Origin of the sequence: Streptomyces roseolilacinus (genome assembly GCF_014649335.1) — a bacterium.
In the GTDB taxonomy this organism is placed as follows: Bacteria; Actinomycetota; Actinomycetes; order Streptomycetales; family Streptomycetaceae; genus Streptomyces; species Streptomyces roseolilacinus.
Genome location: NZ_BMSV01000002.1, coordinates 303,568 through 326,181, shown reverse-complemented (window position 1 = coordinate 326,181; position 22,614 = coordinate 303,568). Strand labels below are relative to the sequence as shown.

Here is a 22,614-nt window from a genome sequence, read left to right as displayed (position 1 = left end):
CCGGGGCCCGGCACGCCCCGGGGTCCCGCCGCGACGAGAACGGAGAAAAGGCACCCGAGGGGCAAACAGTGACAGGATGGACAGCGGTCGGATGACGCGCGAGGCGACACCGGGATGGTTGGCACATGACCAGAGAACCGACGGCTGCCACGGCTTCGGGAACGGCAGCGACATCGAGCGGCGGGGTCTACGGGGCGCCGTGCTGGGTCAGCCTGATGACCCGCGACCTGGGGGCCGCGCACGACTTCTACGGGGCCGTCATGGGGTGGGAGTTCCGGCCCGCGCGGCTCGGGGAGGAGTTCAGCGTCGCCCTGTCCGGCGGCAAGGTGATCGCCGGGATGGGCGCGCTGGCGTCGGCGTTCCACGTGGCGGTGGCCTGGACGCCGTACTTCGCCGTGCAGGACGCGGACGTGACGGCGGGGCGCATCCGGGAGCGCAGCGGCACGGTGGCGGTCGGGCCGGTCGCGTTCGCCCTGGGGCGCGGGGCGCTGGCGGCGGACCGGGACGGGGCGGTGTTCGGCATCTGGGAGGGCGAGCTGCCCACCGGGTGGGAGGGGTGGCGGTCGGCGGCGCCGGCGTGGGTGCGGCTGCACACCCGGGACGCGTTCGAGGCGGCGATCTTCTACGGGGAGGTCCTGGACTGGGCGTGCGGGCGGCCGGGCTGCTGCGACGTGGAGTACGAGGGCGACGAGGTCGTGCTGCGCAGCGCCGGGCGGGCGGTGGCGCGGCTGTCGTCGGGCGCGCTGGAGCAGGCCCCGGACCCGGCGATCCGGCCGCGCTGGCAGGTGCACTTCCCGGTGTCGGACGTGGAGAAGCGGGTGACGGCCGCGCTGCAGCACGGCGGGACGGTGATCGCCCACGAGCCGGAGGTGCAGGCGACGCTGCGCGACCCGGACGGCGGACTGTTCACCCTGACGGACGCGGGGACCGCCGACCGCACGGGGATCGCCACCGCCCTGGCGGACGCGGACGCGGCCGTCGCGGAGCCGCCCGACTGAGGCCGCCCCTCCCCCGCCCGGGCGTGCGCGGTCAGCCCGCCTTGCGGGGGTGCAGGGGGGCCGTGTCCATGCCGGCCCCCTCCCGCAGCCCCCGCAGGAGTGCCCCGACGGCCTCCGGGGCGGTGTGCCGGGGCCGCCACCCCAGCTCGTCCCGGACGCGGGAGCAGTCCATCAGCGGCAGCCGCAGGAACGCGTCGAACAGCTGCGGCGAGGACGGCACCAGGCGGAGCGCCCAGGCCGCGGCGAGCGCGGCGCGGACCGCCGGGCGCGGCAGGCGGACGACCCTGGCGTCGAGGAGCGCGGCGAGTTCGCCGGGCCCCAGCGGCGGGTCGGCCGCCAGGTTGTACGCGCCGCGGGCGGTGTCGTCGAGGACCGCGCGGCGGTAGCCGTCCGCGGCGTCGTCGGTGTGCGTCGCCTGGAAGACGAGGCCCTCGATGTCGGGTACGACGGGCACGAAGCGCGGGTCGGCGAGCCGCCCGGGGACGAGGTTCCCGGCGAAGATGCGCAGCTGCTCGCTCGCGGAGGCCTCCTTGAAGAGGAAGGAGGTGCGCATCCGGACCACGCGGACGTCGGGGTGACGGGGTTCGAAGCCGTCCAGGACGCGTTCGAGGTACGCCTTCTCGCGGCAGTACGCGGCCTCCGGCCAGCCGTGGGTGGGCCAGGACTCGTCGACGCGCCGGTCCTTCGGCCCCGGCGCGTACGCGCCGACCGACGAGGCGTACACCAGGGCGGGGACCCGGGCCTCGGCGACCGCGCGGAAGACGCGCATGCCGCCCAGGACGTTGGTGCGCCAGGTGGCGATCGGGTCGTGGGTCGGCTGGAACGCCCAGGCCAGGTGGACCACGGCGTCGGCGCCGTCGAAGAGGGCGGTCAGCTCGCGATCGCCGTCCTTCTCGATGTCCGCCTCCGCCCACTCGGTGCGCGGCGGGGACCAGCGGGGGCGGCGGCGCGCCACGCCGAGGACGGAACCGACGCGCGGGTCGTCGGCGAGTGCGGCGACGACGCTGGTGCCGACGTTCCCGGTGGCGCCGGTGACGACGACCCTCCTGCCTGGCTGCGTGGTCACGGGTGCTGCCCTCCGTCGGTCGTCCGGTCCGCGGGACCCTGTTCGTCGCCGGGCGGCGCGCGGATGCGCCCCCGGAGCGTGCCGGGTACCCGGTTCGCGCCGGTTCACCTCTGCGCGGGAGGGGGGCGCGGTGATCCTTCCGCGTCGTGCCGGGCCCGTGACGTGCGGGGAGGCGCGGCGGCGGCAGGGGGCCGAGGGCCGTCGGGAGATCGTTTTCGTACACGTTTCCCAAGCCTTCCGGCCACCCTGGCCAAAACCCTCCCCGCCTTTGGCATATGCCGGAGACATGGCCGATCCGAGTGTTGCCAAACGCCTTACGGCCGCTCCGCGCCTGTGTCACAGTCTTGGGTGGTCCTTGCTTTCAAGCCATGGCCGCGCACCTGTATCGGAGTCCCCCATGCCGTCCCCTCTGTTCGCGGACCGTCCCAGCCAGCAGCCGCCGGAGCGCGGCCCGGTGGACGCCCTCATCTCGCAGACCCGCCGGCTGCGCGGAGAGGTGGACGCCGTGCGCCGGGACGCCGCGTCCGACGAGACCGACCCGCGGGCCCGCTGGCAGCGCGCCCTGTGCGACCTGGCCGTGCACCAGCTCGACGACCTGGGCGCCCACCTGGGGCAGCTCAGGGAGGGCGTCCCGGAGCGGCCCGCGCGGCCGGGGACGGCCGCGGAGGAGGAGCCCGGCCCGGGCGAGCGGGACGGCCGCCCGGACGGCGAGGGGGCCACCGGCTCCCTGCTCACCCGCGTCGGGAGCGCCGAGTGGAACCTCCTGACGGACGAGGTCGGCTGGTCCGAGGAGCTGTACCGGATCATCGGCCGCCCCCCCGAGGCCGGGCCGATGTCCCTGGACGAGCTGCCGTCCCTGGTGTTCGTGGAGGACCAGCCGCTCCTCACCCGGCTGGTGACGGACTGCCTCGTCGACGGCAAGCCGATCGACGGGGAGTTCCGGGTCGTACGGGCCGACGGCCGGGTGCGCACCCTGCACGTGGCGGGCGAGCCGGTCCTCGACGGCGAGGGCCGCACGGCGTCCATGTGGGCGGTGTTCCGGGACGTCAGCGAGCTGCGCCGCAGCGAGCGCGCGGTACGCGAGTCCCGCGAGTCGCTGCGCCGGCGGCAGGAACGGGAGCAGGCCGAGCGGCGGCTCGTGGCGGAGTTCCGGGAGGCGGTCCTGCCGCCCTGGCGCGGACCGCTGCGGCTCGCCGCCGGCGGCGGCACCCCGCTGGACGTCGCCGGGCACCACCTGCCGTCCGGTGGCGGCCGGACCGGCGGCGGCTGGTACGACGTGCTGGAGCTCCCCGACGGGAACGCGCTGCTCACGGTCGGTGACCTCACGGATCACGGCGTGTCCGCGACGTCGTCGACGGCGATGCTGCTCGGCGCCCTGCGGGGCCTGGCCGTGGCGGGCGTCCGGCCGGGGGTGCTGCTGGGCCACCTCGACCAGCTGATGGAGGCCGCCGCGCAGCCCGCCCTCGGCAGCGCCCTGTGCTGCCGCTACGACCCGGTGGCGGGGACACTGCTCTGGGCGCAGGCGGCACACCCCGCCCCGTTGCTGTTCCGCGACGGGACGGGGCGCGCGCTGGACCGGCCGGAGGGCGCCCTGCTGGGCGCCACGGCGTCGGGCGGCGCCTACGAGCAGGCCGAGGTCCGGCTGCGGCCCGGTGATCTGCTGCTGCTCCACACGGACGGGCTGACCAGGGGCGAGGGCGGGCTCGACGCGGACACGTCGGGCACGCGGCGGCTGCTGGCGCTCGCGCCGGGTTTCGCCCGCGCGCGCGACGCGCAGGACTGTGTGCGGATGGTGGTCGAGGAGTTCGGCGGCACGGTGCGCGCTGACGACGCCTGTGTCGTGGCGGTCAGGGTGGGCGACCCGTCCTAGGAAGGCCGCTCCCCGGGTGCGTGCCGGGAGGGACGGTGTGTCGGTCTGTCGATGTGCGCATGTGCGTCGGTCCGTCGGCGGGTGCGGTGTGGGTGCGGCGGGCCCGTGTCCGGCCCGTCCCGGTCAGGCCTGCTTGAGCCCCGGCCTCCTCGCCGGGCCCTTCGGCATCGCGTACTCGATCCGCTCCCGCAGGTCCCTGATCCTGGAGTAGCTGGCGTACCGGCCGGTGAGCCGGTACATCTCCCGCAGCCGGTCCCAGGTGCGCTGGGACGAGTTGCCGCCCATCGCGGCCAGCGCGAGCCGGGCGTACCGGTCCGCCTGCTCCGGGTCGTCGGCGATGAAGCAGGCCGAGGCCATGGACAGGTGGTCGAAGATCTTGGAGCGCTCCCGGCCGTCGATCCGCAGTTCCAGGGCCTTCTGCGCGAAGTACTGCGCCTGCTTGGCGGCGGACGGCTCGTGCTCGGCGAGCGTCCGGTAGGCCAGGGCCTGCATGCCGTACAGGTCCTCGGACTTGAAGGTCTGCATCCACACCGGCAGCGGGCCGTCCCCCTTGTCGGAGACGAACAGGTCCTCCGCCTCGCCCAGGGTGCGGCGCATCGCCTGGCCGCGGCCCATGGAGGCGTGTGCCCACGCCTCGATCGTGTGGAGCATCGCACGGGTGCGCGGCAGGACCTCCTCGCCCGAGCCGAACTTGGCGAGCTGGATCAGGTCCAGCGCCTCGTCGGGCCGGCCGAGGTGGACCATCTGGCGGGCGCAGCGGGACAGTGCCTCGCCGGCGCGGGGCCGGTCGCCGCCCTCGCGGGCCGCGTGCGCGGCGATGATGAAGTACTTCTGCGCCGTGGGCTCCAGGCCCACGTCGTGGGACATCCAGCCGGCGAGGACGGCGAGGTTGGCCGCGACGCCCCACAGGCGCCGCTGGATGGTCTCGGGGTGGTGGTAGGCGAGCATCCCGCCCACCTCGTTGAGCTGGCCGACGACCGCCTTGCGCTGGAGGCCGCCGCCCTTGGCGGCGTCCCAGGCGCGGAACACCTCGACGGAGGTCTCCAGTTCCTCGACCTCCTGCAGCCCGATGGGGGCGGCCTCGTAGCGGTCCAGTCCCACGAGGTCCGCGTGGCGGGCGTCGGAGGGGGCGTGGGTGCCGGGTTTCCCGGTGTCGGTGCGGAACCAGTCGTTCATGGCGCTGGTGATGGCGGAGCCCGCGGTGAGCACGGCACCCGCGCCCACCAAGCCGCGTCGGTTGAGCATGAGGTCCATTCCCGTGAATTCGGTGAGGACCGTGGCCGTGCGTTCGGGCGCCCAGGGCAGCCCGTCAGGGTTGTCGGTGTGCCTGACGTCCCGCCGTTTCCCGGCGCGCCCGTGTCGTACGAACCCGAGGTCCTCGATGGTCACGACACGGCCGAGTCGCTCGGTGAACAGGGCCGCCAGCACCCTCGGCACGGGATCGCGCGGGGTCTCCCCCATGTCGATCCAGCGCCGCACCCGCGAGGTGTCGGTGGCCAGCTGGGGGTGGCCCATGGCCGCCGCCTGCCGGTTGACCAGCCGCGCGAGTTCGCCCTTCGACCAGCCGGCGAGGCCGAACAGGTCGGAGAGGCGGGTGTTGGGTTGTCCTGCCACGTCAAGCCCCCAGGTTCTCGGCTGAGTTGACAGTAGCCCCCTGTCATGGGGCTGGCGACTATTCGCCAGGGTTCGCCAGGGTGCGCAAGATGGTTAGCCACCCGGGGCGGGGTGTCAGGTAGGAACGCGCCACCCCGTCCCGGCGACGGCCCTCATTCCCCAGGGTGTCGGACCGGAGGCGGGACGGGGCAGCGTACGCAGTCGTCGGCACACGAAGGGATCTGTCTCGCCCATGTACACAGCATCGTCCTCCGTGTCCGCCCCGCCCCGGCCCCGTACCGCGCCGGCCGGGAGCGGTCCGTACCCGGGCCCGGCCCAGGCGGGCCGGAGCAGGCGCTGGGCGGGGGCGGTGACCGGTCCGCTCAGCGGGAGGATCGACCTGTCGGGACCCCAGGGCGTCCAGCTGCGGAAGGCGATCGCCTCGGTGCACCGCATCTGCCCGGAGTTCAACCCGGTGCAGGTGATGCGGCGCAGCGGGCGCTCGGTGCTGCTCGTCGGCACGACGGGGCGGACCACCGCCGTCGCGAAGTGTTTACTGGACCACTCCCCCGTGTGGGTGGAGCGGTTCCGGCACGAGATCGCCGCCTACCGCACGTTCGTCCGCCACCGCCCCCCGGTGCGGGTGCCGCGGCTGGTCGCGGCGGACCCGGACAACGGCACGCTGGTCGTCGAGCGGATGCCGGGCCGGGCCGCGGCGCTGAGCCGCCACGTCGCGGAGGCGCCGCCGCGCGCGGACGTCAAGGCCGTCCTGGGGGCGGTGGCGCGGCTCAACGAGTGGCGCCCGCCGGCCGGGACGTTCGACGCGCCGCTGGACTACGCGTCGCGGATCGCCCGCTACCACGAACTGGGCCTGTTCACCGACCGGGACCGCGACGACCTGCAGAAGCTGCTGCACGGGCTGGCGCACGCCGGCGGTCGGCACGGCATGGGCCAGTTCTGCCACGGCGACGCGCTGCTGTCGAACATGCTGCTGTCACCGGCCGGCCCGGTGCTGGTCGACTGGGAGCACGCCGGCTGGTACCTGCCCGGCTACGACCTGGCGACGCTGTGGACCGTGCTGGGTGACGCGCCCGTCGCGCGGCGGCGGATCAGCCAGCACGCGCAGGCCGGCGGACCCGCGGCGCGCGACGCGTTCCTGGTGAACCTGATGCTCGTCCTGACACGGGAGATCAGGACGTACGAGACGGCGGTGCAGCGCACGATACGAGAGGCTCCGCCCGCGGGCTCGGTCCCCGTCCAGCCCGGCGCGGTCTCGCCCGGGGAGGAGCAGCGGCTGCTGCTGCGGCGACTGCACGACGACTGCGCGCTGGCCCGGCGGGCCGTGCGCGCGGCGGTCGGCACGCGCTGACCGTACGACGGGAGGTGGCGCGCCGTGCGCCCGGTGTCCATGCCGGGCGCACGGCGCGTCGCCGTACGCCGGCCGGGGACCCGCGCCCTCCCCGCCCGCCGGGGGCCCGTGACCCCGCGCCCCGTCCGGCGTTCATATGACCAGTGCGCGGTCCGCGTGTGCCCGCCGGGACGCGGGTAGGGCTCGCGCGGACCGACCCGCCCACCGGAAGGCAACGGACACGCATGGCACAGCCGTTCACGCTCCCCGAGTTCTACGTGCCGTATCCCGCACGGCTCAATCCGCACCTGGACGCGGCGCGCGTCCACGCCCGGCAGTGGGCCCGGCGCATGGGGATGCTGGAGGGATCGGGGATCTGGGAGGAACACGACCTCGACTCCCACGACTACGCGCTGCTGTGCGCGTACACCCACCCGGACTGCGACGCCGACGCCCTGTCCCTCGTCACCGACTGGTACGTGTGGGTCTTCTTCTTCGACGACCACTTCCTGGAGGTCTTCAAGCGGACGCAGGACCGGGAGGGCGGCAAGGCCCACCTGGACCGGCTGCCGGCGTTCATGCCGGCGGACCCGTCGGCGCCGCCGCCCGAGCCGGTCAACCCGGTCGAGGCGGGCCTGGCGGACCTGTGGAGGCGGACGGTGCCCGCGATGTCGCCCGCCTGGCGGGAGCGGTTCGCGGTGGCGACCCGGAACCTGCTGGACGAGTCCCTGTGGGAGCTGTCCAACATCGACGAGGGCCGGGTGGCGAACCCGCTCGAGTACGTCGAGATGCGCCGCAAGGTGGGCGGCGCGCCCTGGTCGGCGGGGCTCGTGGAGTACGCGGCGGGCGCGGAGGTGCCGGAGCCGGTGGCCGACGCACGGCCGCTGCGGGTGCTGCGGGACGCCTTCTCCGACGCGGTGCACCTGCGCAACGACCTGTTCTCGTACCAGCGGGAGGTGGAGGACGAAGGCGAGAACAGCAACGGCGTGCTGGTCCTGGAGCGGTTCCTGGGCTGTTCGACGCAGGAGGCCGCGGACGCCGTCAACGACCTGCTGACCTCGCGGCTCCAGCAGTTCGAGCACACGGCGCTGACCGAGGTGGCGCCGCTGTGCGCGGAGCGGGGCCTGGACGCGCGGCAGACGGCGGCGGTCCTGGCGTACGCGAAGGGGCTGCAGGACTGGCAGTCGGGCGGCCACGAGTGGCACCTGCGCTCCAGCCGGTACATGAACGCGGGGGCGGTGGACGCCGCCCCGGGCGGCGGCGCGTTCGGGAGGGCGGCCGCGTCGGTCCGGCTGACGCGGCGCGCGGAGGCGGCGCGGTGGCGCGGCTTCTCGCACGTGCCGTTCCAGCGGGTCGGCCCGTCGGTGCTGCCGCACGTCGAGATGCCGTTCCGGGTCCGGCACAACGCGCACCTGGAGGGCGCCAGGAAGCGGTGCGTGGCGTGGAGCCGGGAGATGGGGATGCTGGGCGAGCAGCCCGGCCGGCCGGGGTCCGGCGTGTGGAACGAGCGGAAGCTCACCGGGTACGACCTGCCGCTGTGCGCGGCGGGGCTGCACCCGGAGGCGAGCGCCGAGGACCTGGACCTGGCGTCGCACTGGCTGGCCTGGGGCACGTACGGCGACGACCTGTACCCGGTCGTGTACAGCAGGACGCGGGACCTGGCGGGGGCGCGGGACCAGAACGAGCGGCTCAGGTCGTTCATGCCGCCGGACGGCTCCCCCGCCCCGGTGCCGGCCCCGGCGAACGCGCTGGAACGCGGCCTGGCGGACCTGTGGCCGCGGACGGCGGGGCCGATGGACGACCGGGACCGCGCGGCGTTCCGGCGGGCCGTGGAGGTCATGGTCGACAGCTGGCTGTGGGAGCTGGCGAACCAGGCGCAGAACCGGATCCCGGAGCCCGTGGACTACATCGAGATGCGGCGGGCCACGTTCGGCTCCGACCTGACGATCGCCCTGTGCCGGATCGGGCACGGCAACCGCGTCCCGCCGGAGGTCTACCGCAGCGGGCCGGTGCGGTCGCTGGAGAACGCGGCGATCGACTACGCGACGCTGCTGAACGACCTCCACTCGTACCAGAAGGAGATCGAGTTCGAGGGCGAGGTCCACAACTGCGTGCTCGTCACGCAGAACTTCTTCGACGTGGACCACCCGACGGCGGTGGCGATCACCGGGGACCTGATGAACTCCCGGATGCGGCAGTTCCGCCACGTCGTCGCGCACGAACTGCCCGTCCTGTACGACGACTTCGGCCTCGACCGGGAGACCCGCGCCGTGCTGGAGGGATACGTGCGGCAGCTGGAGGACTGGATGGCCGGCATCCACACCTGGCACCGGGACTGCGAGCGGTACCGGGAGGACGTCCTGCTCCGGGACCGGGCCGAGGCCGCGGGGGGCGTGCCCGTGCCGGGCGGGCCGACGGGTCCGGGGACCTCGGCGGCCCGCCTGGCGGCGCTGCTCGCCCCGTAGCGGCGGTCGCCTACGCGCGGCGGGCGCCGCGGAGCTGGTCCAGTTCGCGGCGCTCGCGCTTGGTGGGGCGGCCCGCGCCCCGGTCGCGGACGCCGGCGAGGGCGACGTGCTCGCGGGGCGGCGGGGCCGGGGTCCGGTCCGTGTACGCCTCGGCCGCGACGGGGGCGCCGACGCGCTTGGTGAGGACCCGCTTCACCTCGACGACCCGCTCGTGTCCGGCGTGGAAGACGCGCACCTCGTCGCCCGGCTTGACGGCCTGGGCGGGCTTGGCGCGGTCGCCGTTGACGCGGACGTGTCCGGCGCGGCAGGCCGTGGCGGCCTGGGAGCGGGTCTTGGTGAGGCGTACGGCCCAGATCCAGCTGTCGACGCGTGCCGTCGCGTTCGGGTTCGCCTCGTCCGTCGCTGCCATGGCGGTCCTCGGGGTCAGCCCTGCTGGAAGAGTTCCGCGGGGAGCGGCTTGAGGAGGGCGTACAGGTCGTCGGTGATGGGCCGGTCCCAGCTGGCGATGGTCACCAGGACGCCGTCGCTGCGGTCGAACTGGACGCAGGAGATCCGGCTCTCGGTGAGCTTCAGGCGGCGCACGATGAGGAGGTTGTCGCCCTGCATGACCGGGACGTCCTCGGTCTCGGCGACCTCGACGTGCTCGTCCATGTCCAGCGCCGCGAGGAGCTGGGCCGCCTCGAAGGGGATCTGGCCCTCGGCGAGGTCGCGGGCCGGGGAGCCCTCCGGGAGGTTGCCGATGATCATCGCGGGGCCGCGGCCGCCGAAGAGGTCGTAGCGGAGGAAGACGCCCTGGCACGTGCCGTCGGGGGCGGGGAGCAGGCCGGCGCCGAGATTCCCGGGCCAGTCGCCCGGGTCCATGGCCAGGACGTCGAAGTCCGGGCCCGCGGGTGTGGCGGGGCTGCGGCGGCGGAGGAAGGACATGGGCCCATGGTACGTGGCCGGGGGCGTCGCGCGGCGGGTGGGGCGGGGTTGCCGGCGGGGTCCGGAAGGCGTGCCGCACCAGGCGGTTCACCGGTTCGGACGACACCGCGGACGGGGGCCCGGACCGGGTCGGGGCGGCGGGTCAGGGGTGGTGGCGGGTGTGGTGGCGGGCGACGCGGGCGCGGTTGCCGCAGGAGGGGGTGCACCACTCCTGGCGGGGGTGGCCCTTCAGGAAGTAGCGGACGCAGCGGGGGGCGTGGCAGGCGCGCAGCAGGGGCCGGTCGGGACCGGCGAGGAAGGCGATGGCGGCGTGGGCGAGGGCGGCCGCCAGGGCCCGTCCGGGCGGTGCGCCGGCGGGGGTCGCGGCCGGGGCGTGCCCGGCGGCCGGCTCCCCGCCGGGCCGCCACGTCAGCCGCGGTACGACGGGGGTGGCGGCCGCGGCGGTGTTGAGGACGTCGAGGGCGTCCGGCACCGGCATGAGGCGGCCGGCGTCGGCCCGGCTCGGCTCGCCGGGAACCGCGCGGGCGAACAGGGCGCGCACCGCCGCGCGGACCTCCCGCGCGGCGGCGAGGGCCTCGGCGTCCGCGGCGGGACCGGGCGCCGAGGCGGGCAGGTCGTCCGCGTGGTCCCGCACCCAGGCGGCGAGGGCGTCGGGGGTGGTCAGGTCGTCGGCGACGCCGCCCCTGCCGTCGTGGCGGAGGGTGGCGGCGAGGGCGAGGGCGAGGCGGGTCGAGGGGTCGTGCGCGGCCATGGCCGCAACGGTAACCCGGTCGGGTGAGGCCGGCCCGCCGCGGCGGCGGGGCCGCCCGCAGCGGGCGGCGCTTCCCGGCCGTGCGCGCCCCGTCCGGGGGCCCGGGGGGCGGGGCGGGGCGGACGGCCCGCGTCGGGGGGCTTGCCGGGGAGGGGTCGCGCGGGGTAACTGATCGGGAGCGGAGCGACCGAATGGTCGGTCGACACAGGGCGGCCGGCGCGGGACGGACGGAGGACGGCACATGGCGGAGGACCTGCGGGACGCCGGGGAGCGGCTGGACCGGGAGGGCCTGGCGGCGCTCCAGCTGGAGCGGCTGCGCTCGACCCTGCGGCACGCGTACGACAACGTGCCCTTCTACCGGCGGTCGTTCGACGCGGCCGGGGTGCGGCCGGAGGACTGCGGGTCGCCGGCGGACCTGCGCCGGTTCCCGTTCACCACCAAGGAGGACCTGCGCCGGGAGTACCCCTTCGGGATGTTCGCGGTGGACCGGTCGCGCGTGCGGCGCCTGCACGCGTCGAGCGGGACGACGGGCCGGCCCACGGTGGTCGGCTACACCGAGCGGGACCTCGACATGTGGGCGGACGTGGTGGCCCGGTCGATCCGCGCGGCCGGGGGCCGGCCGGGACAGGTCGTGCACGTGGCGTACGGGTACGGGCTGTTCACGGGCGGGCTCGGGGCGCACGGCGGGGCGGAGCGGCTGGGCTGCACGGTGGTCCCGGCGTCCGGGGGGATGACGGCGCGCCAGGTGCGGCTGATCCTCGACTTCCGGCCCGAAGTGATCATGGTCACGCCCTCGTACATGCTGACGCTGCTGGACGAGTTCGAGCGGCAGGGCGTCGATCCGCGGTCCACGTCGCTGAAGGTGGGCGTCTTCGGCGCGGAGCCGTGGACGGAGGAGATGCGGCGGGAGATCGAGGAGCGCTTCGCGATCGACGCGGTCGACATATACGGCCTGTCGGAGGTGATCGGGCCGGGCGTGGCGCAGGAGTGCGTGGAGACGAAGGACGGGCTGCACGTCTGGGAGGACCACTTCTACCCGGAGGTCGTCGACCCGGTGACGGGCGGGGTGCTGCCGGACGGGGAGCGGGGCGAGCTGGTGTTCACCTCGCTCACCAAGGAGGCCATGCCGGTGATCCGGTACCGGACGCGGGACCTGTCGCGGCTGCTGCCGGGCACGGCGCGGGTGTTCCGGCGGATGGAGAAGGTGACGGGCCGCAGCGACGACATGGTGGTCCTGCGGGGGGTGAACCTCTTCCCGACGCAGGTCGAGGAGGTCCTGCTGCGCACGCCGGGGCTGGCGCCGCACTTCCAGCTGCGGCTGACCCGCGAGGGGCGGCTGGACGCGCTGACCGTGCGGGTCGAGGCGCGCGCGGACACCGCGCGGGAGCGGCGGGACGGGGCGGCGGCGGAGGTCCGGGCGGCCGTCAAGGACGGCATCGGGGTGACGGTCGCGGTGGAGGTGGTGGACCCCGGGACGCTGGAGCGGTCGGTGGGGAAGGTCAAGCGCATCGTCGACCTGCGGTGAACCCCGGCGGAACTCCGGGTGGCCGGGGCCCGGAGGGTGATCGCGGATCCGACCCAGGGAGGATGACAGCGTGCCCCCGCGGATGAATGCATGGACCAACCGACCTTGTACGAAGCCGAGTTGGGAGAAACGTTGCCCCTCCGCACCAGCCTGAGACGACTGTTGCCGGTCGCCGCGGCCGTGTTCGCCACGGCCGCGGCCACCCTGCCGGCCACCGCCGCCCCGCCGCCCGCGCCGGGCGACCACCGCCCGGCGGCGGGCGGCCTGTCGGCGACCATCCGCTACACCGAGTACGGCATCCCGCACATCCTGGCGAAGGACTACGCCGCGCTGGGCTTCGGCACCGGCTGGGCGCAGGCCGCCGACCAGGTGTGCGTGCTCGCCGACGGGTTCGTGACCGTGCGGGGCGAGCGGTCGCGGCACTTCGGGCCGGACGCCGCGACGGACGGTTCGCTGTCGTCGGCCCGCACGAACCTCTCCAGCGACCTGTACTTCGCCGGGGTGCGCGACGCGCGCACCGTGGAGCGGCTGCTCGCCCGTCCGGCGCCCACCGGTCCCGGCCGCGAGCAGAAGGAGATGATGCGGGGCTGGGCGGCCGGGTACAACGCCTGGCTGGAGCAGAACGAGGTGACCGACCCGGCGTGCGCCGGCAAGGCGTGGGTGCGCCCGGTGGAGGCCCTGGACGTGGCCCGGCGGGCGCACGCGCTCGCGGTCATCGGCGGCGAGGGCGCCTTCGTGGACGCCATCACGGCCGCGCGCCCGCCCGCCCCCGGCTCCGCCCCCGCCGCCGGCGCCGACCCGGGCGGGGTGGCCGGGGCGGCCCGGGAGATGTTCGACGAGCGGAACGCGACGATGGGCTCCAACGCCGTGGCGTTCGCCGGCGGCACCTCCGCCAACGGGAGGGGCCTGCTGCTCGGCAACCCGCACTACCCGTGGCACGGGGGCCGCCGGTTCTGGCAGTCGCAGCAGACGATCCCCGGCGAGCTGAACGTGCAGGGCGCCTCGCTGCTGGGCGTGCCGCTCGTGCAGATCGGCTTCACCGACAAGGTGGCGTGGAGCCACACCGTCGCCACCGGCCGGACCATGAACCTGCACCAGCTGGCCCTCGACCCGGCCGACCCCACCGCGTACCTGGTGGACGGCAGGGCCGAGCGGATGGTGCGGCGGACCGTGACCGTGCCCGTCGCGGGCGGCGAGCCGGTGACCCGTACCCAGTGGTGGACCCGGTACGGGCCGGTGGTCACCTCCTTCGGCGGCGACCCGCTGCCGTGGACGGCGACGACCGCGTACGCGCTGCACGACCCCAACGGGGGGAACCTCCGCATGGCGGACACCTCGCTGGGCCTCGCCAAGGCCCGCTCCACGCGGGACATGGTGGCCGCGCTGCGCCGTACGCAGGGCCTGCCGTGGGTGAACACGGTGGCCTCCGACCGGAACGGCGGCACGCTCCTCGCGCAGGCGCAGGTCGTGCCGAGGATCACCGACGAGCTGGCCGAGCGCTGCTCGACGCCGCTGGGCCGCACGCTGTACCCGGCGACGGGCGTGGCCGTGCTCGACGGGTCGCGCGGCGACTGCGCGCTGGGCAGGGACCCGGACGCGGTGCAGCCCGGCATCATGGGCCCGGCGCGCTGGCCGCTGCTCCGGGACACCCCGTACGTGGAGAACTCCAACGACAGCGCCTGGCTGTCCCACGCCGACCGGCCGCTGACCCGGTACGAGCGGGTCTTCGGCGACGTGGGGACGGAGCGGTCGCTGCGGACGCGCGGCGCCCTCGAGGACGTGGCGGCGATGGCCGGGCGGGGCGGGCTGACCGTGGCCGACCTCCAGCGGCAGCAGTTCGCCAACCGGGTGCCCGCCGCCGACCTGACCGCCGACGACGTGCTGCGGGCGTGCCCGGCGGCGCTCCCGGGCGACACGGAGGCGTGCGAGGCGCTCGCGCGGTGGGACCGCCGGACGGACACCACGAGCCGGGGCGCGCTGCTGTTCGACCGGTTCTGGCTGCGGCTCCAGCGGGAGACGACGAACGCCGAGCGGTGGAAGGTGCCGTTCTCCGCGGCCGACCCGGTGGGCACGCCGCGCGATCTGAACACCGGCGCGCCCGGCTTCGCCACGGCGCTGCGCGGGGCGGTGGCCGAGCTGCGCGCGGCCGGCATCCCGCTCGACGCCCCGCTGGGCGAGCACCAGTTCGTGGTGCGGGGCGGCCAGCGCATCCCCGTGCACGGCGGTACGGGCACGGGCGTGTGGAACATGACGGTCCCCGTGTGGGACGCGGCGGCCGGGGCCTACACGGAGGTGCGGCACGGCACGAGCCACGTCCAGGCGGTGGGCTGGGACGGCGGCCGGTGCCCGGTCGCGCGGACGCTGCTGTCGTACTCCCAGTCGTCCGACCCGGGATCGCCGCACCACGCCGACCAGACCCGGCTGTACTCGCAGGAGCGGTGGGTGACCGCGCGGTTCTGCGAGCGGGACATCCTGCGCGACCCGTCGCTGCGGGTGGTGCGCGTGGCGCAGTGACCCTCCGCGTGCCGCCCCTCAGGGGCTGAACGAGAGGAACACGAAGGCGGCGAACAGCAGCAGGTGGACGCCGCTCTGCAGGAGTGTGGCGCGTCCGGGCACCACGGTCAGGGCGCTCACCACGGCGGTGAGCGCCAGCAGCACCAGGTGGACGGAGCCCAGTCCCAGGACCAGGGGCCCGGACAGCCACACGGAGACGAGCGCGATCGTCGGCACGGTCAGCCCGATGCTGGCGATCGCGGACCCGTAGGCCAGGTTGAGGCTGGTCTGGACGCGTGCGCCGCGCGCGGCGCGCAGGGCGGCCAGGGTCTCCGGCAGCAGGACCATGAGGGCGATGACGACGCCGACGACCGCCGTGGGCAGGCCGGCGGTCTCCACGCCCGACTCGATCGTCGGCGAGACGAGCTTGGCCAGGCCGACGACGGCGACGAGCGCGACCATGAGCAGGCCGAGGCTCCACCCGGTGGCCGCGCGGCCGGGCCGCGGGGCGTGCCCGTCGCGGTCGACGGGCACGCCGTCGACGGTGACGGGCAGGAAGTACTCCCGGTGGCGGACCGTCTGCACGGTGACGAAGAGTCCGTACAGGCTGAGGGAGGCCACGGCGGCGAAGGCGAGCTGCGCCCCGGTGAACTCGGGACCCGGGGTGCCGGTGGTGAAGGCGGGCAGCACGAGGGTCGTCGTGGCGAGGGTGGTGACGGTGGCGAGGGCGCCGCCGGAGCCCTCGGCGTTGAAGACGGCGACCCGGTCGCCCCGGAAGGTCGCCACGAGCAGGGACAGCCCGACGATGCCGTTGCAGGTGATCATGACGGCGGCGAACACCGTGTCACGGGCGTACGTGGCCGCCTTGTCGCCGCCCGAGGCCATCAGCATGACGATCAGGCCGACCTCGATGACGGTCACGGCGACGGCGAGGACGAGCGACCCGAAGGGTTCGCCGACGCGGTGGGCGACCACTTCGGCGTGGTGGACGGCGGACAGGACGGCCCCGGCCAGGCAGAGGCCGACGACGGCGACGGCGGCTCCGGGCAGGTCGCGGCCCCAGCCGAGGGCGAGGACGACCAGTGCCGCGAGCGGGACCCAGGTGGTGCGCTCCCGCCACGGACGCGGCGGGGCGGCCCCGTCCCCGGGCCCCGGTCCGGCGGCGGGGCTCCGGTCCCCGTCGGTCTGCGTACCCATGCGGCCACGCTGCCAGAGCGGGGGGCGGCCCGCACGCCGACGGGGCTGATGGGGTCTCAGTTCCGCTGCCCGCCTCCTTGACGGGTGGGTGCGGCGGTAAGAAAGTTTCACCTGATGTACGCGACGGCGAAGGTTTCCTTCAGACGGCGGTGCCGTGGGCGGGGAGGGCGGGCATGGTGCGGGAGCCGGTTGCGGGCGGGTTCGGGCGCCGTACGTTCGGCGGCGGGGTGCTGGCACTGGGAGGTGCGCTGGTGATCGGCCCGCTTCCGGGGGCGGCCGCGGCGGACCGGGAGGGCGCCGGGGCGCCGCCGGGCGCTTTTGACGGGCCCTCGGGGCGGACGGCCGGGGCGGTGCTGCGGCACGGCACGGCCGAGCAGGCCGGGCTGCTGCCCCACCACCTCGACCTGCTGGTCGCCGACGCCGAGCGGTTCCTCGGCCCCTCCCCCACGCACCCCTGGTACGCGGGCGCGGTGCTCCTCGCGGGACGCGGCCGGACCGTGGCGCTGCACCAGGCGATCGGCTACGCGGTGCGGTACGCGGCGTACGACGAGACGACCGGGCGGGGCGTGGAGCTGCCGCCGGAGCGGCGGATCGCGATGCGCGAGGACACCGTCTTCGACCTGGCCTCGCTGACCAAGCTGTTCACCTCGCTCCTGGCGGTGCAGCTGCTGGAGCGGGGCGCGCTGGAGCTGGAGGGCCGGGTCGCCGAGCGCCTGCCGGACTTCGGCGGGGGCGGGAAGGACGGCATCACGGTGCGTCAGCTGCTGACGCACACCTCGGGGCTGCGCGCCTGGCTGCCGCTGTACCAGGAGCCCACGCGGGAGGGGAAGCTGCGGCTGCTGTGGCAGGAGCGGCCCTTGGACCCGCCCGGCACGGTGTACCGGTACTCCGACCTGAACCTGATCGCGCTGCAGCTGCTGCTGGAGGAGGTCACCGGGCGTCCGCTGGACGTGCTGCTGCGCGAGCGGATCACGGGCCCGCTCGGGATGCGGCGCACCCGGTTCAACCCGCCCGCCTCCTGGCGGCCGAGGATCGCCGCGACGGAGGACGCGCGCCGGCCGTGGTCGGGGCTCGACCGGGGCATGGTGTGGGGCGAGGTGCACGACGAGAACGCGTACGGGTTCGGCGGGGTCGCCGGGCACGCGGGCGTCTTCTCCTGCGCCTGGGACCTGGCGGTCCTCGCCCGCACGCTGCTGGACGGCGGTGCCTACGGCGCCGCGCGGATCCTGCGGCCGGAGTCGGTGGAGCTGATGTTCACGGACTTCAACACCGCGTTCCCCGGTGACGAGCACGGGCTGGGCTTCGAGCTGTACCAGCACTGGTACATGGGCGCGATGGCCACCCCGCGCACGGCCGGGCACACCGGGTTCACCGGGACGAGCCTGGTCCTGGACCCGACGACCGACTCGTTCCTGGTGCTGCTGGGCAACTCGGTGCACCCGGTGCGGAGCTGGCGCTCGGGGTCGGCGCCGCGGGTCGCCGTCGCCGACCGCATGGCCCGCGCGGTGCCGGTGCGCCCGGCACGCGGCCGCACCGCCTGGTTCGCCGGGACGGCGTCGGCCGCGACCGCGACGCTGGCCCTGCCCGCCCTGCGGCCCGCGACGGCGCGGGCGCGGCTGCGGTGCGTCCTGTGGTGGGACACCGAGCCGGGGGCGGACGCCCTGGTCCTGGAGGCGTCGGCGGAACCGGCCGGGGACGGCGCGGCGCGGTGGCGGCCGGTGCCGTTCGTCACCGTACGGCCGGGCGGGGAGCCGGCGGAGCACCCGGGCGGGTCGGTGGCGGGCTGGTCGGGGCGGGTCTGGCACCGGCTGGAGGCGGACCTGTCGGCGTGGTCGGGCGCCGGTCCCGTCCGGCTGCGCTGGCGGTACACGACCGACACCCGCTACGTGGGGCGCGGCGTGTACGTGGACGGGCTGCGCGTCCTGGACGGCGGGCGGACGCTGTTCGACGAGGCGCGGCCGTCGGACGCGGCGCTGATCGAGGCGGACGGCTGGACGGCGTCGGCCGACTGAACACCCCCGACGATCAAGGGGACGGCCCGACGGATTATGGTCAAGGACCATGATTTCAGAAGGATTTGCGGGATATCTGGACCGTCTCGGCATCGCCCCCTCCGGGACCCCGTCCACGCAGGAACTCTTCGCGTTGCAGCGGGCGCACCTGGAGCGGATCCCGTACGAGAACATCGGCATCCAGCTGGGCCGGCCGCCCGGCATGGAGGCGGAGGTGTCGGTACGCCGGTTCGCGGCCGGGCAGGGCGGCTACTGCTTCCACCTGAACGGCGGCTTCGCCGCGCTGCTGGAGTCCCTCGGGTACGACGTGGCGCGGCACGTCGGCGGCGTCCACCAGGACCCGGCGGGACGGGGCGCGACCGGCGACCACATGGCGCTGACCGTGCGGGTGGACGGCGGGGACTGGTTCGTGGACGTCGGCCTGGGCGACGGGCCGCACGAGCCGCTGCCGCTGCGCGCCGGGACGTACCGGCAGGGCCCGTTCACGTACCGGATGGAGCCCTCGGCGACCGAGCCGGACGGGTGGACGTTCCACAACGACGGGCACGGCTCGTTCCCCGTGATGGAGTTCCGGGGCGGGGCGGCCGCGCCGGAGGACTTCGCCGACGAGCACCGGCGGCTGTCGACGGCCGCGGACTCCCCGTTCGTGACGACGTTCACGGCGCTGCGCCGCGACCCGGACACCGTGCACGTGCTGCGCGGCCGGGTGCTCCTGCGGATCGGCGCGGCGGGCGTGGAGCAGCGCGTCGTGGACGCCCCGGACGAGTGGTTCGGGCTGCTCGCGGACGCCTTCCGCCGCGACCTGGGCGACCTGGACGCGGCCGACCGCGCGGCCCTGTGGGAGCGGGTGAGCCGCGCCCACGAGGCGTGGCTGGAATCCCGGCGGGAGACGGCCGGACGGGCCTGACCCGGCGGGCCCCGCCCCCGGATGCGGGCGGGGGGCGGGGCGGGGAGACTGGCGGTGGGGGGTCACCCGGCGAGAGGACGACCCATGTCCATGATGGACAAGATCAAGAGCATGCTGAAGGGGCACGAGGGTCACGCAGGCAAGGGCGTCGACAAGGCCGGCGACTACGTCGACAAGCGGACGCAGGGCCGGTACGGCGGCCACGTCGACACCGCGCAGGAACGGCTCAAGGACCAGCTGGGCCGCGACCCTGAGCAGCGCCGGGAACCGCCGCCCCAGACCTGACCTCCCCCGTGCACGGGTCCCCGGGCCGGCCGCGTCGCGCGGCCGGCCCGGAGCCGTGTCGCGGGGCGCACGCGCGGGGCCGGCCGGCGCGTCGGCCGGCCGGGGCCGGGTCGGCGGCACCGCCGGGCGGGCGCCCGGCGCGGGTGCTTGCCGTCCCCGCCCGCACCGCCGCCCGGGACGGACGGGGACGGCGAGGCGCCGGGTGCCCGTCGTCCGGTCACGGGCGGCGGCCGGACGTCATCCGGTCACGGGCGGCGGGCGGACGTCATCCGGTCACGGGCGGGCGGCGGGCCGCGGCGACGCGCCGGTGCAGTTCGACGGCCTCCGCGTGCCGGCCCAGCTGCTCCAGGCACTGCGCCTCGTCGTTGCGGCTGGCGAGGGTGTCCGGGTGGTCCGGGCCCAGGACCCGCTCCCGTGCCGCGGCGACGTGCCGGTACCCGGCGAGCGCCTCGCCCCAGCGCCCGAGCCAGCCCAGGCACACGGCGACCTCCCGGCCGCTGACCAGCGTGTCCGGGTGGTCCGGGCCCAGCACCCGGCCGCGGGCCCCGGCGACCTCGCGGGCCTCGGCGAGGGCCTCCTCCCAGCGGCCCAGGCGGCCCAGGTCGACCCCGAGGCCGTGCCGGGCGCGCAGGGTCTCCGGGTGGTCGGGGCCCTGCACCCGGGTGCGGGCCGCGACCAGGTCCCGGTACAGCTCCAGCGCCTCCTCGCCGCGGCCCAGGCGGCTCAGGCAGATGCCGGCCTCGTAGCGGGCGGCGAGGGTGTCGGGGTGCTCCGGGCCGAGGACGCGGGCGCGGGCGCCGGCGACCTCCCGGTAGGCGTCCAGCGCGTCGGCCCAGCGGTCGAGCCGGCCGAGGACGTGGGCCGCCTCGTGGAGCGTGTCCAGCGTGTCGGGGTGGCCGGGGCCCAGGAGCCGGGCGCGGGCGGCCGCCACCTCGCGGCCCGCGCGGTACGCCTCCTCCAGGCGGCCGAGCCGGCCGAGCGTGAACGCGAGGTCGTGCCGGCAGCGCAGGGTGTCCGGGTGGTCGGCGCCCATGACGCGCTCGCGGGCGGTGAGGACGTCGGCGTACACCCGGTGGGCCTCGGTGTGGCGGCCGAGCCGTCCCAGGACGTGCGCCGTCTCCTGACGGGCCGTGAGCGTGTCGGGGTGCTGCGGGCCGAGGACGCGGGCGCGGCCCTCGGCGACGCGGCCGAACCCGCGCAGCGCGTGGGCGAGGTGGCCGGCGCGGCCGAGGGCGAGGGCGTGCTCGTACCGGCTGGCCAGGGTGTCCGGGTGGTCGGGGCCGAGGACCCGTTCGCGCTCGTCGGCGACGGCGCGGTGCACCTCGCCAGCCTCCTCCCAGTGGCCCAGGCGGCCCAGGCCGAGCCCCGCGCCGTGGCGGCCGGCCAGGACGGCGAGGAGGTCGGGCTCCGGCGCGGGAGGCGGGAACGGGACGGCGGGAGGGGTGGCGGGCGCGGCGGGGACGCCCGGTGGGGGCGTGCCGGGGAGCGCGGGCGCGGTGTGCGGGCGCGGGGGTGCCGCCGTGCCGGTGGTCCACTGGCCGGTGAGCGCCGCGGCCGGGTCCTCCGGTGGGGGCGCGGCGTGCGGCAGGGCCGCGCCGACGGACTTGCGGCCGGTGGTCATGGACCGGGTCCAGGCGGGGAGCCGCGACGCGGGGGCGGCGGGCCCCGGCGCGGTGCGGAGGGGCACGTACCCGGACGGTCCCGCGCCCGGGTGGTACGGCGGGTCGAGCCGGTGCGCGTCCGGGTGGTGCGCGCCGGGGTGGTACGCGTCCGGGTGGTGGGGCGCGCCGGCGGACAGGACGGCACGGCGGGTGCCGGTGATGCGGCGCCGCAGGTCGCCCGCGTCGGCGGGGCGGGCCTCGGGGGCCTTGGCCAGCAGGTCCAGCACGATCCGCTCGAACAGCGGCGGCAGGTCCGCGCGGCGCTTGCGCGGCGGTTCGGGCGGGATGTCGCGGTGGCCGACGAGGATCGCCCAGGCGTCGTCCTGGTCGAACGGCGGGACGCCGGTGGCGATCTCGTACAGGACGCAGCCCAGCGAGTACAGGTCGCTGCGGTGGTCGACCTGGCCGCCGCTGATCTGCTCGGGTGACATGTAGTGCGGTGTGCCCATGGCGATGCCGGTGCCGGTGAGGCGGGAGGAGGCGCCGACGCCGTCGCCGAGGCGGGCTATCCCGAAGTCGCAGATCTTCACCGTGCCGTCCGCGAGCCGCATGATGTTCGCGGGCTTGAGGTCGCGGTGGACGACGCCCTGGCGGTGGGTGTAGGCGAGGGCGTCGGCGATCTGCTCGGCGATGTCGACGACGTCGTGCACCGGCAGCGGGTGGTGCGCGTTGTCCCCCAGCAGCTGGCTGAGGTTGCGGCCCTCCAGCAGCTCCATGACCAGGTACGGCGTGCCGTCCGCCTCGCCGAAGTCGTGGACCACCGTCACGCCGCGGTGCTGGAGGGAGGCGGCGACGCGGGCCTCGCGCCGGAACCGCTCGCGCAGCACCCCCAGGAGGTCCGGTTCCTGCCGCGGCCCCAGGGGCTTGAGGCACTTCACGGCGACCCGGCGGCCGAGCGACTCGTCGGTGGCCCGCCACACCTCCCCCATGCCGCCGCGCCCGATCACCTCCAGCAGCCGGTAGCGGCCGTGGATGAGCCTGGTCTCCGCCATCGCGTGTCGTCGCCCCCGTCGTTCGCTGCGCCTCCCCGGCCCGTCCAGTATGGAGCCCTGTCTGCGGAGTTTGTACGGGGCGGTGCGGGTGTCGGCGCCGGGGCGCGGCGCGGGGGGGCGCGGGATCCGGCCCCCCTCGGCCGCGGGCGGCCCGGCGCGCGACCGCGGTCGCGGCCGCGGTCGCGGTCGCGGTCGCGGTCAGCCGGCGATGATCACCGCCATGACGGCGAAGAGGGCGGCCACCAGGACGACCACCACCAGGATCATCGCCAGCGGGGCCTTCGCCCAGCCCGTCGTGGGGTTGTGGGTCTCGCGGGGGCCCGCTCCGGGGGTGCTGCCCTCGGCCGGCGGGGTCTCGCCGGGGCGCACCGAGCCGCCGGCGTCCAGCCCCGGGGTGCGGTCGGGATCGGGGTCGGGGGGATTGATGTGGTGGGTCATGGGGGTTCGTGTGCGCAGCTTCGGGGATTTCATGCGCTTTCTCCGGGTACCCCGGATCTCTCCGGACCGTGTCGACGGTCCGGTCAGGG

17 protein-coding genes are annotated in these 22,614 nt (G+C 75.9%); 9 read left to right on the top strand and 8 right to left on the bottom strand.

Annotated elements, in window-relative coordinates:
- Nucleotides 1-125: 125 nt before the first annotated feature.
- Entirely contained in the window at nt 126-998 is an 873-nt protein-coding gene (locus tag IE106_RS05640; RefSeq protein ID WP_189530438.1) for a VOC family protein, read from the top strand.
- Nucleotides 999-1,029: 31 nt separating this feature from the next.
- Here the strand turns inward: IE106_RS05640 and IE106_RS05635 are convergent, their stop codons facing one another.
- The gene (locus IE106_RS05635) at nt 1,030-2,064 is read right to left on the bottom strand and encodes an NAD-dependent epimerase/dehydratase family protein (RefSeq protein ID WP_189530436.1); all 1,035 of its coding nucleotides are present in this window, start codon (nt 2,062-2,064) and stop codon (nt 1,030-1,032) included.
- A gap of 397 nt (nt 2,065-2,461) precedes the next feature.
- Here IE106_RS05635 and IE106_RS05630 point away from each other — a divergent pair, with 397 nt between their 5' ends.
- Nucleotides 2,462-3,934, top strand: a complete 1,473-nt coding sequence (locus IE106_RS05630) for a SpoIIE family protein phosphatase (protein WP_189530434.1) — start codon at nt 2,462-2,464, stop codon at nt 3,932-3,934.
- 123 nt (nt 3,935-4,057) lie between these two features.
- Here IE106_RS05630 and IE106_RS05625 read toward each other — a convergent pair whose 3' ends face one another.
- On the bottom strand, nt 4,058-5,548 hold the full coding sequence (locus IE106_RS05625) for a DNA-binding protein NsdB (RefSeq protein WP_189530432.1): 1,491 nt from the start codon (nt 5,546-5,548) through the stop codon (nt 4,058-4,060).
- Between the two features lie 232 nt (nt 5,549-5,780).
- Here IE106_RS05625 and IE106_RS05620 point away from each other — a divergent pair, with 232 nt between their 5' ends.
- Together IE106_RS05620 and IE106_RS05615 are read left to right on the top strand one after the other, a co-directional pair.
- Nucleotides 5,781-6,896 carry an aminoglycoside phosphotransferase family protein gene (locus tag IE106_RS05620; protein ID WP_189530430.1) on the top strand — a complete coding sequence of 372 codons (1,116 nt, stop codon included), beginning with the start codon at nt 5,781-5,783 and terminating at the stop codon, nt 6,894-6,896.
- A gap of 224 nt (nt 6,897-7,120) precedes the next feature.
- On the top strand, nt 7,121-9,340 hold the full coding sequence (locus IE106_RS05615) for a terpene synthase family protein (protein ID WP_189530428.1): 2,220 nt from the start codon (nt 7,121-7,123) through the stop codon (nt 9,338-9,340).
- A 10-nt stretch (nt 9,341-9,350) separates the two neighbouring features.
- Here the strand turns inward: IE106_RS05615 and IE106_RS05610 are convergent, their stop codons facing one another.
- The 3 genes from IE106_RS05610 to IE106_RS05600 all read right to left on the bottom strand — a co-directional run bounded on the left by IE106_RS05610 (nt 9,351) and on the right by IE106_RS05600 (nt 11,015).
- Nucleotides 9,351-9,749, bottom strand: coding sequence for an RNA-binding S4 domain-containing protein (locus tag IE106_RS05610; protein WP_189530426.1), 399 nt, complete (start codon nt 9,747-9,749; stop codon nt 9,351-9,353).
- 14 nt (nt 9,750-9,763) lie between these two features.
- A complete protein-coding gene (locus IE106_RS05605) occupies nt 9,764-10,264 on the bottom strand; it encodes a hypothetical protein (RefSeq protein WP_189530424.1) in 501 nt (166 codons plus the stop codon).
- Between the two features lie 142 nt (nt 10,265-10,406).
- A complete protein-coding gene (locus tag IE106_RS05600) occupies nt 10,407-11,015 on the bottom strand; it encodes an ABATE domain-containing protein (protein WP_189530423.1) in 609 nt (202 codons plus the stop codon).
- A 241-nt stretch (nt 11,016-11,256) separates the two neighbouring features.
- Between IE106_RS05600 and paaK the strand changes: the two genes are divergently transcribed.
- On the top strand, nt 11,257-12,540 hold the full coding sequence (gene paaK, locus IE106_RS05595) for a phenylacetate--CoA ligase PaaK (RefSeq protein ID WP_189530420.1): 1,284 nt from the start codon (nt 11,257-11,259) through the stop codon (nt 12,538-12,540).
- 90 nt (nt 12,541-12,630) lie between these two features.
- On the top strand, nt 12,631-15,054 hold the full coding sequence (locus tag IE106_RS05590; RefSeq protein WP_189530418.1) for a penicillin acylase family protein: 2,424 nt from the start codon (nt 12,631-12,633) through the stop codon (nt 15,052-15,054).
- Between the two features lie 18 nt (nt 15,055-15,072).
- On the opposite strand, the gene IE106_RS05585 is transcribed toward IE106_RS05590, so the two are convergent.
- Entirely contained in the window at nt 15,073-16,230 is a 1,158-nt protein-coding gene (locus IE106_RS05585) for a calcium:cation antiporter (RefSeq protein ID WP_189530416.1), read from the bottom strand.
- A 173-nt stretch (nt 16,231-16,403) separates the two neighbouring features.
- On the opposite strand from IE106_RS05585, the gene IE106_RS05580 reads away from it, so the two are divergent.
- The 3 genes from IE106_RS05580 (at nt 16,404) to IE106_RS05570 (ending at nt 19,434) form a co-directional block, all read left to right on the top strand.
- Nucleotides 16,404-18,242: a serine hydrolase domain-containing protein gene (locus IE106_RS05580; protein WP_189530414.1), complete on the top strand. Its 1,839-nt coding sequence runs from the start codon at nt 16,404-16,406 to the stop codon at nt 18,240-18,242.
- Nucleotides 18,243-18,291: 49 nt separating this feature from the next.
- Entirely contained in the window at nt 18,292-19,149 is an 858-nt protein-coding gene (locus tag IE106_RS05575; protein WP_189530412.1) for an arylamine N-acetyltransferase family protein, read from the top strand.
- 84 nt (nt 19,150-19,233) lie between these two features.
- Entirely contained in the window at nt 19,234-19,434 is a 201-nt protein-coding gene (locus tag IE106_RS05570) for an antitoxin (RefSeq protein ID WP_189530410.1), read from the top strand.
- Between the two features lie 265 nt (nt 19,435-19,699).
- Here IE106_RS05570 and IE106_RS05565 read toward each other — a convergent pair whose 3' ends face one another.
- Together IE106_RS05565 and IE106_RS05560 are read right to left on the bottom strand one after the other, a co-directional pair.
- Nucleotides 19,700-22,087: a serine/threonine-protein kinase gene (locus IE106_RS05565; protein ID WP_189530407.1), complete on the bottom strand. Its 2,388-nt coding sequence runs from the start codon at nt 22,085-22,087 to the stop codon at nt 19,700-19,702.
- Nucleotides 22,088-22,285: 198 nt separating this feature from the next.
- Complete coding sequence (locus IE106_RS05560; RefSeq protein ID WP_189530405.1) at nt 22,286-22,525, bottom strand: DUF6480 family protein; 240 nt, start codon at nt 22,523-22,525, stop codon at nt 22,286-22,288.
- Between the last annotated feature and the right edge of the window lie 89 nt (nt 22,526-22,614).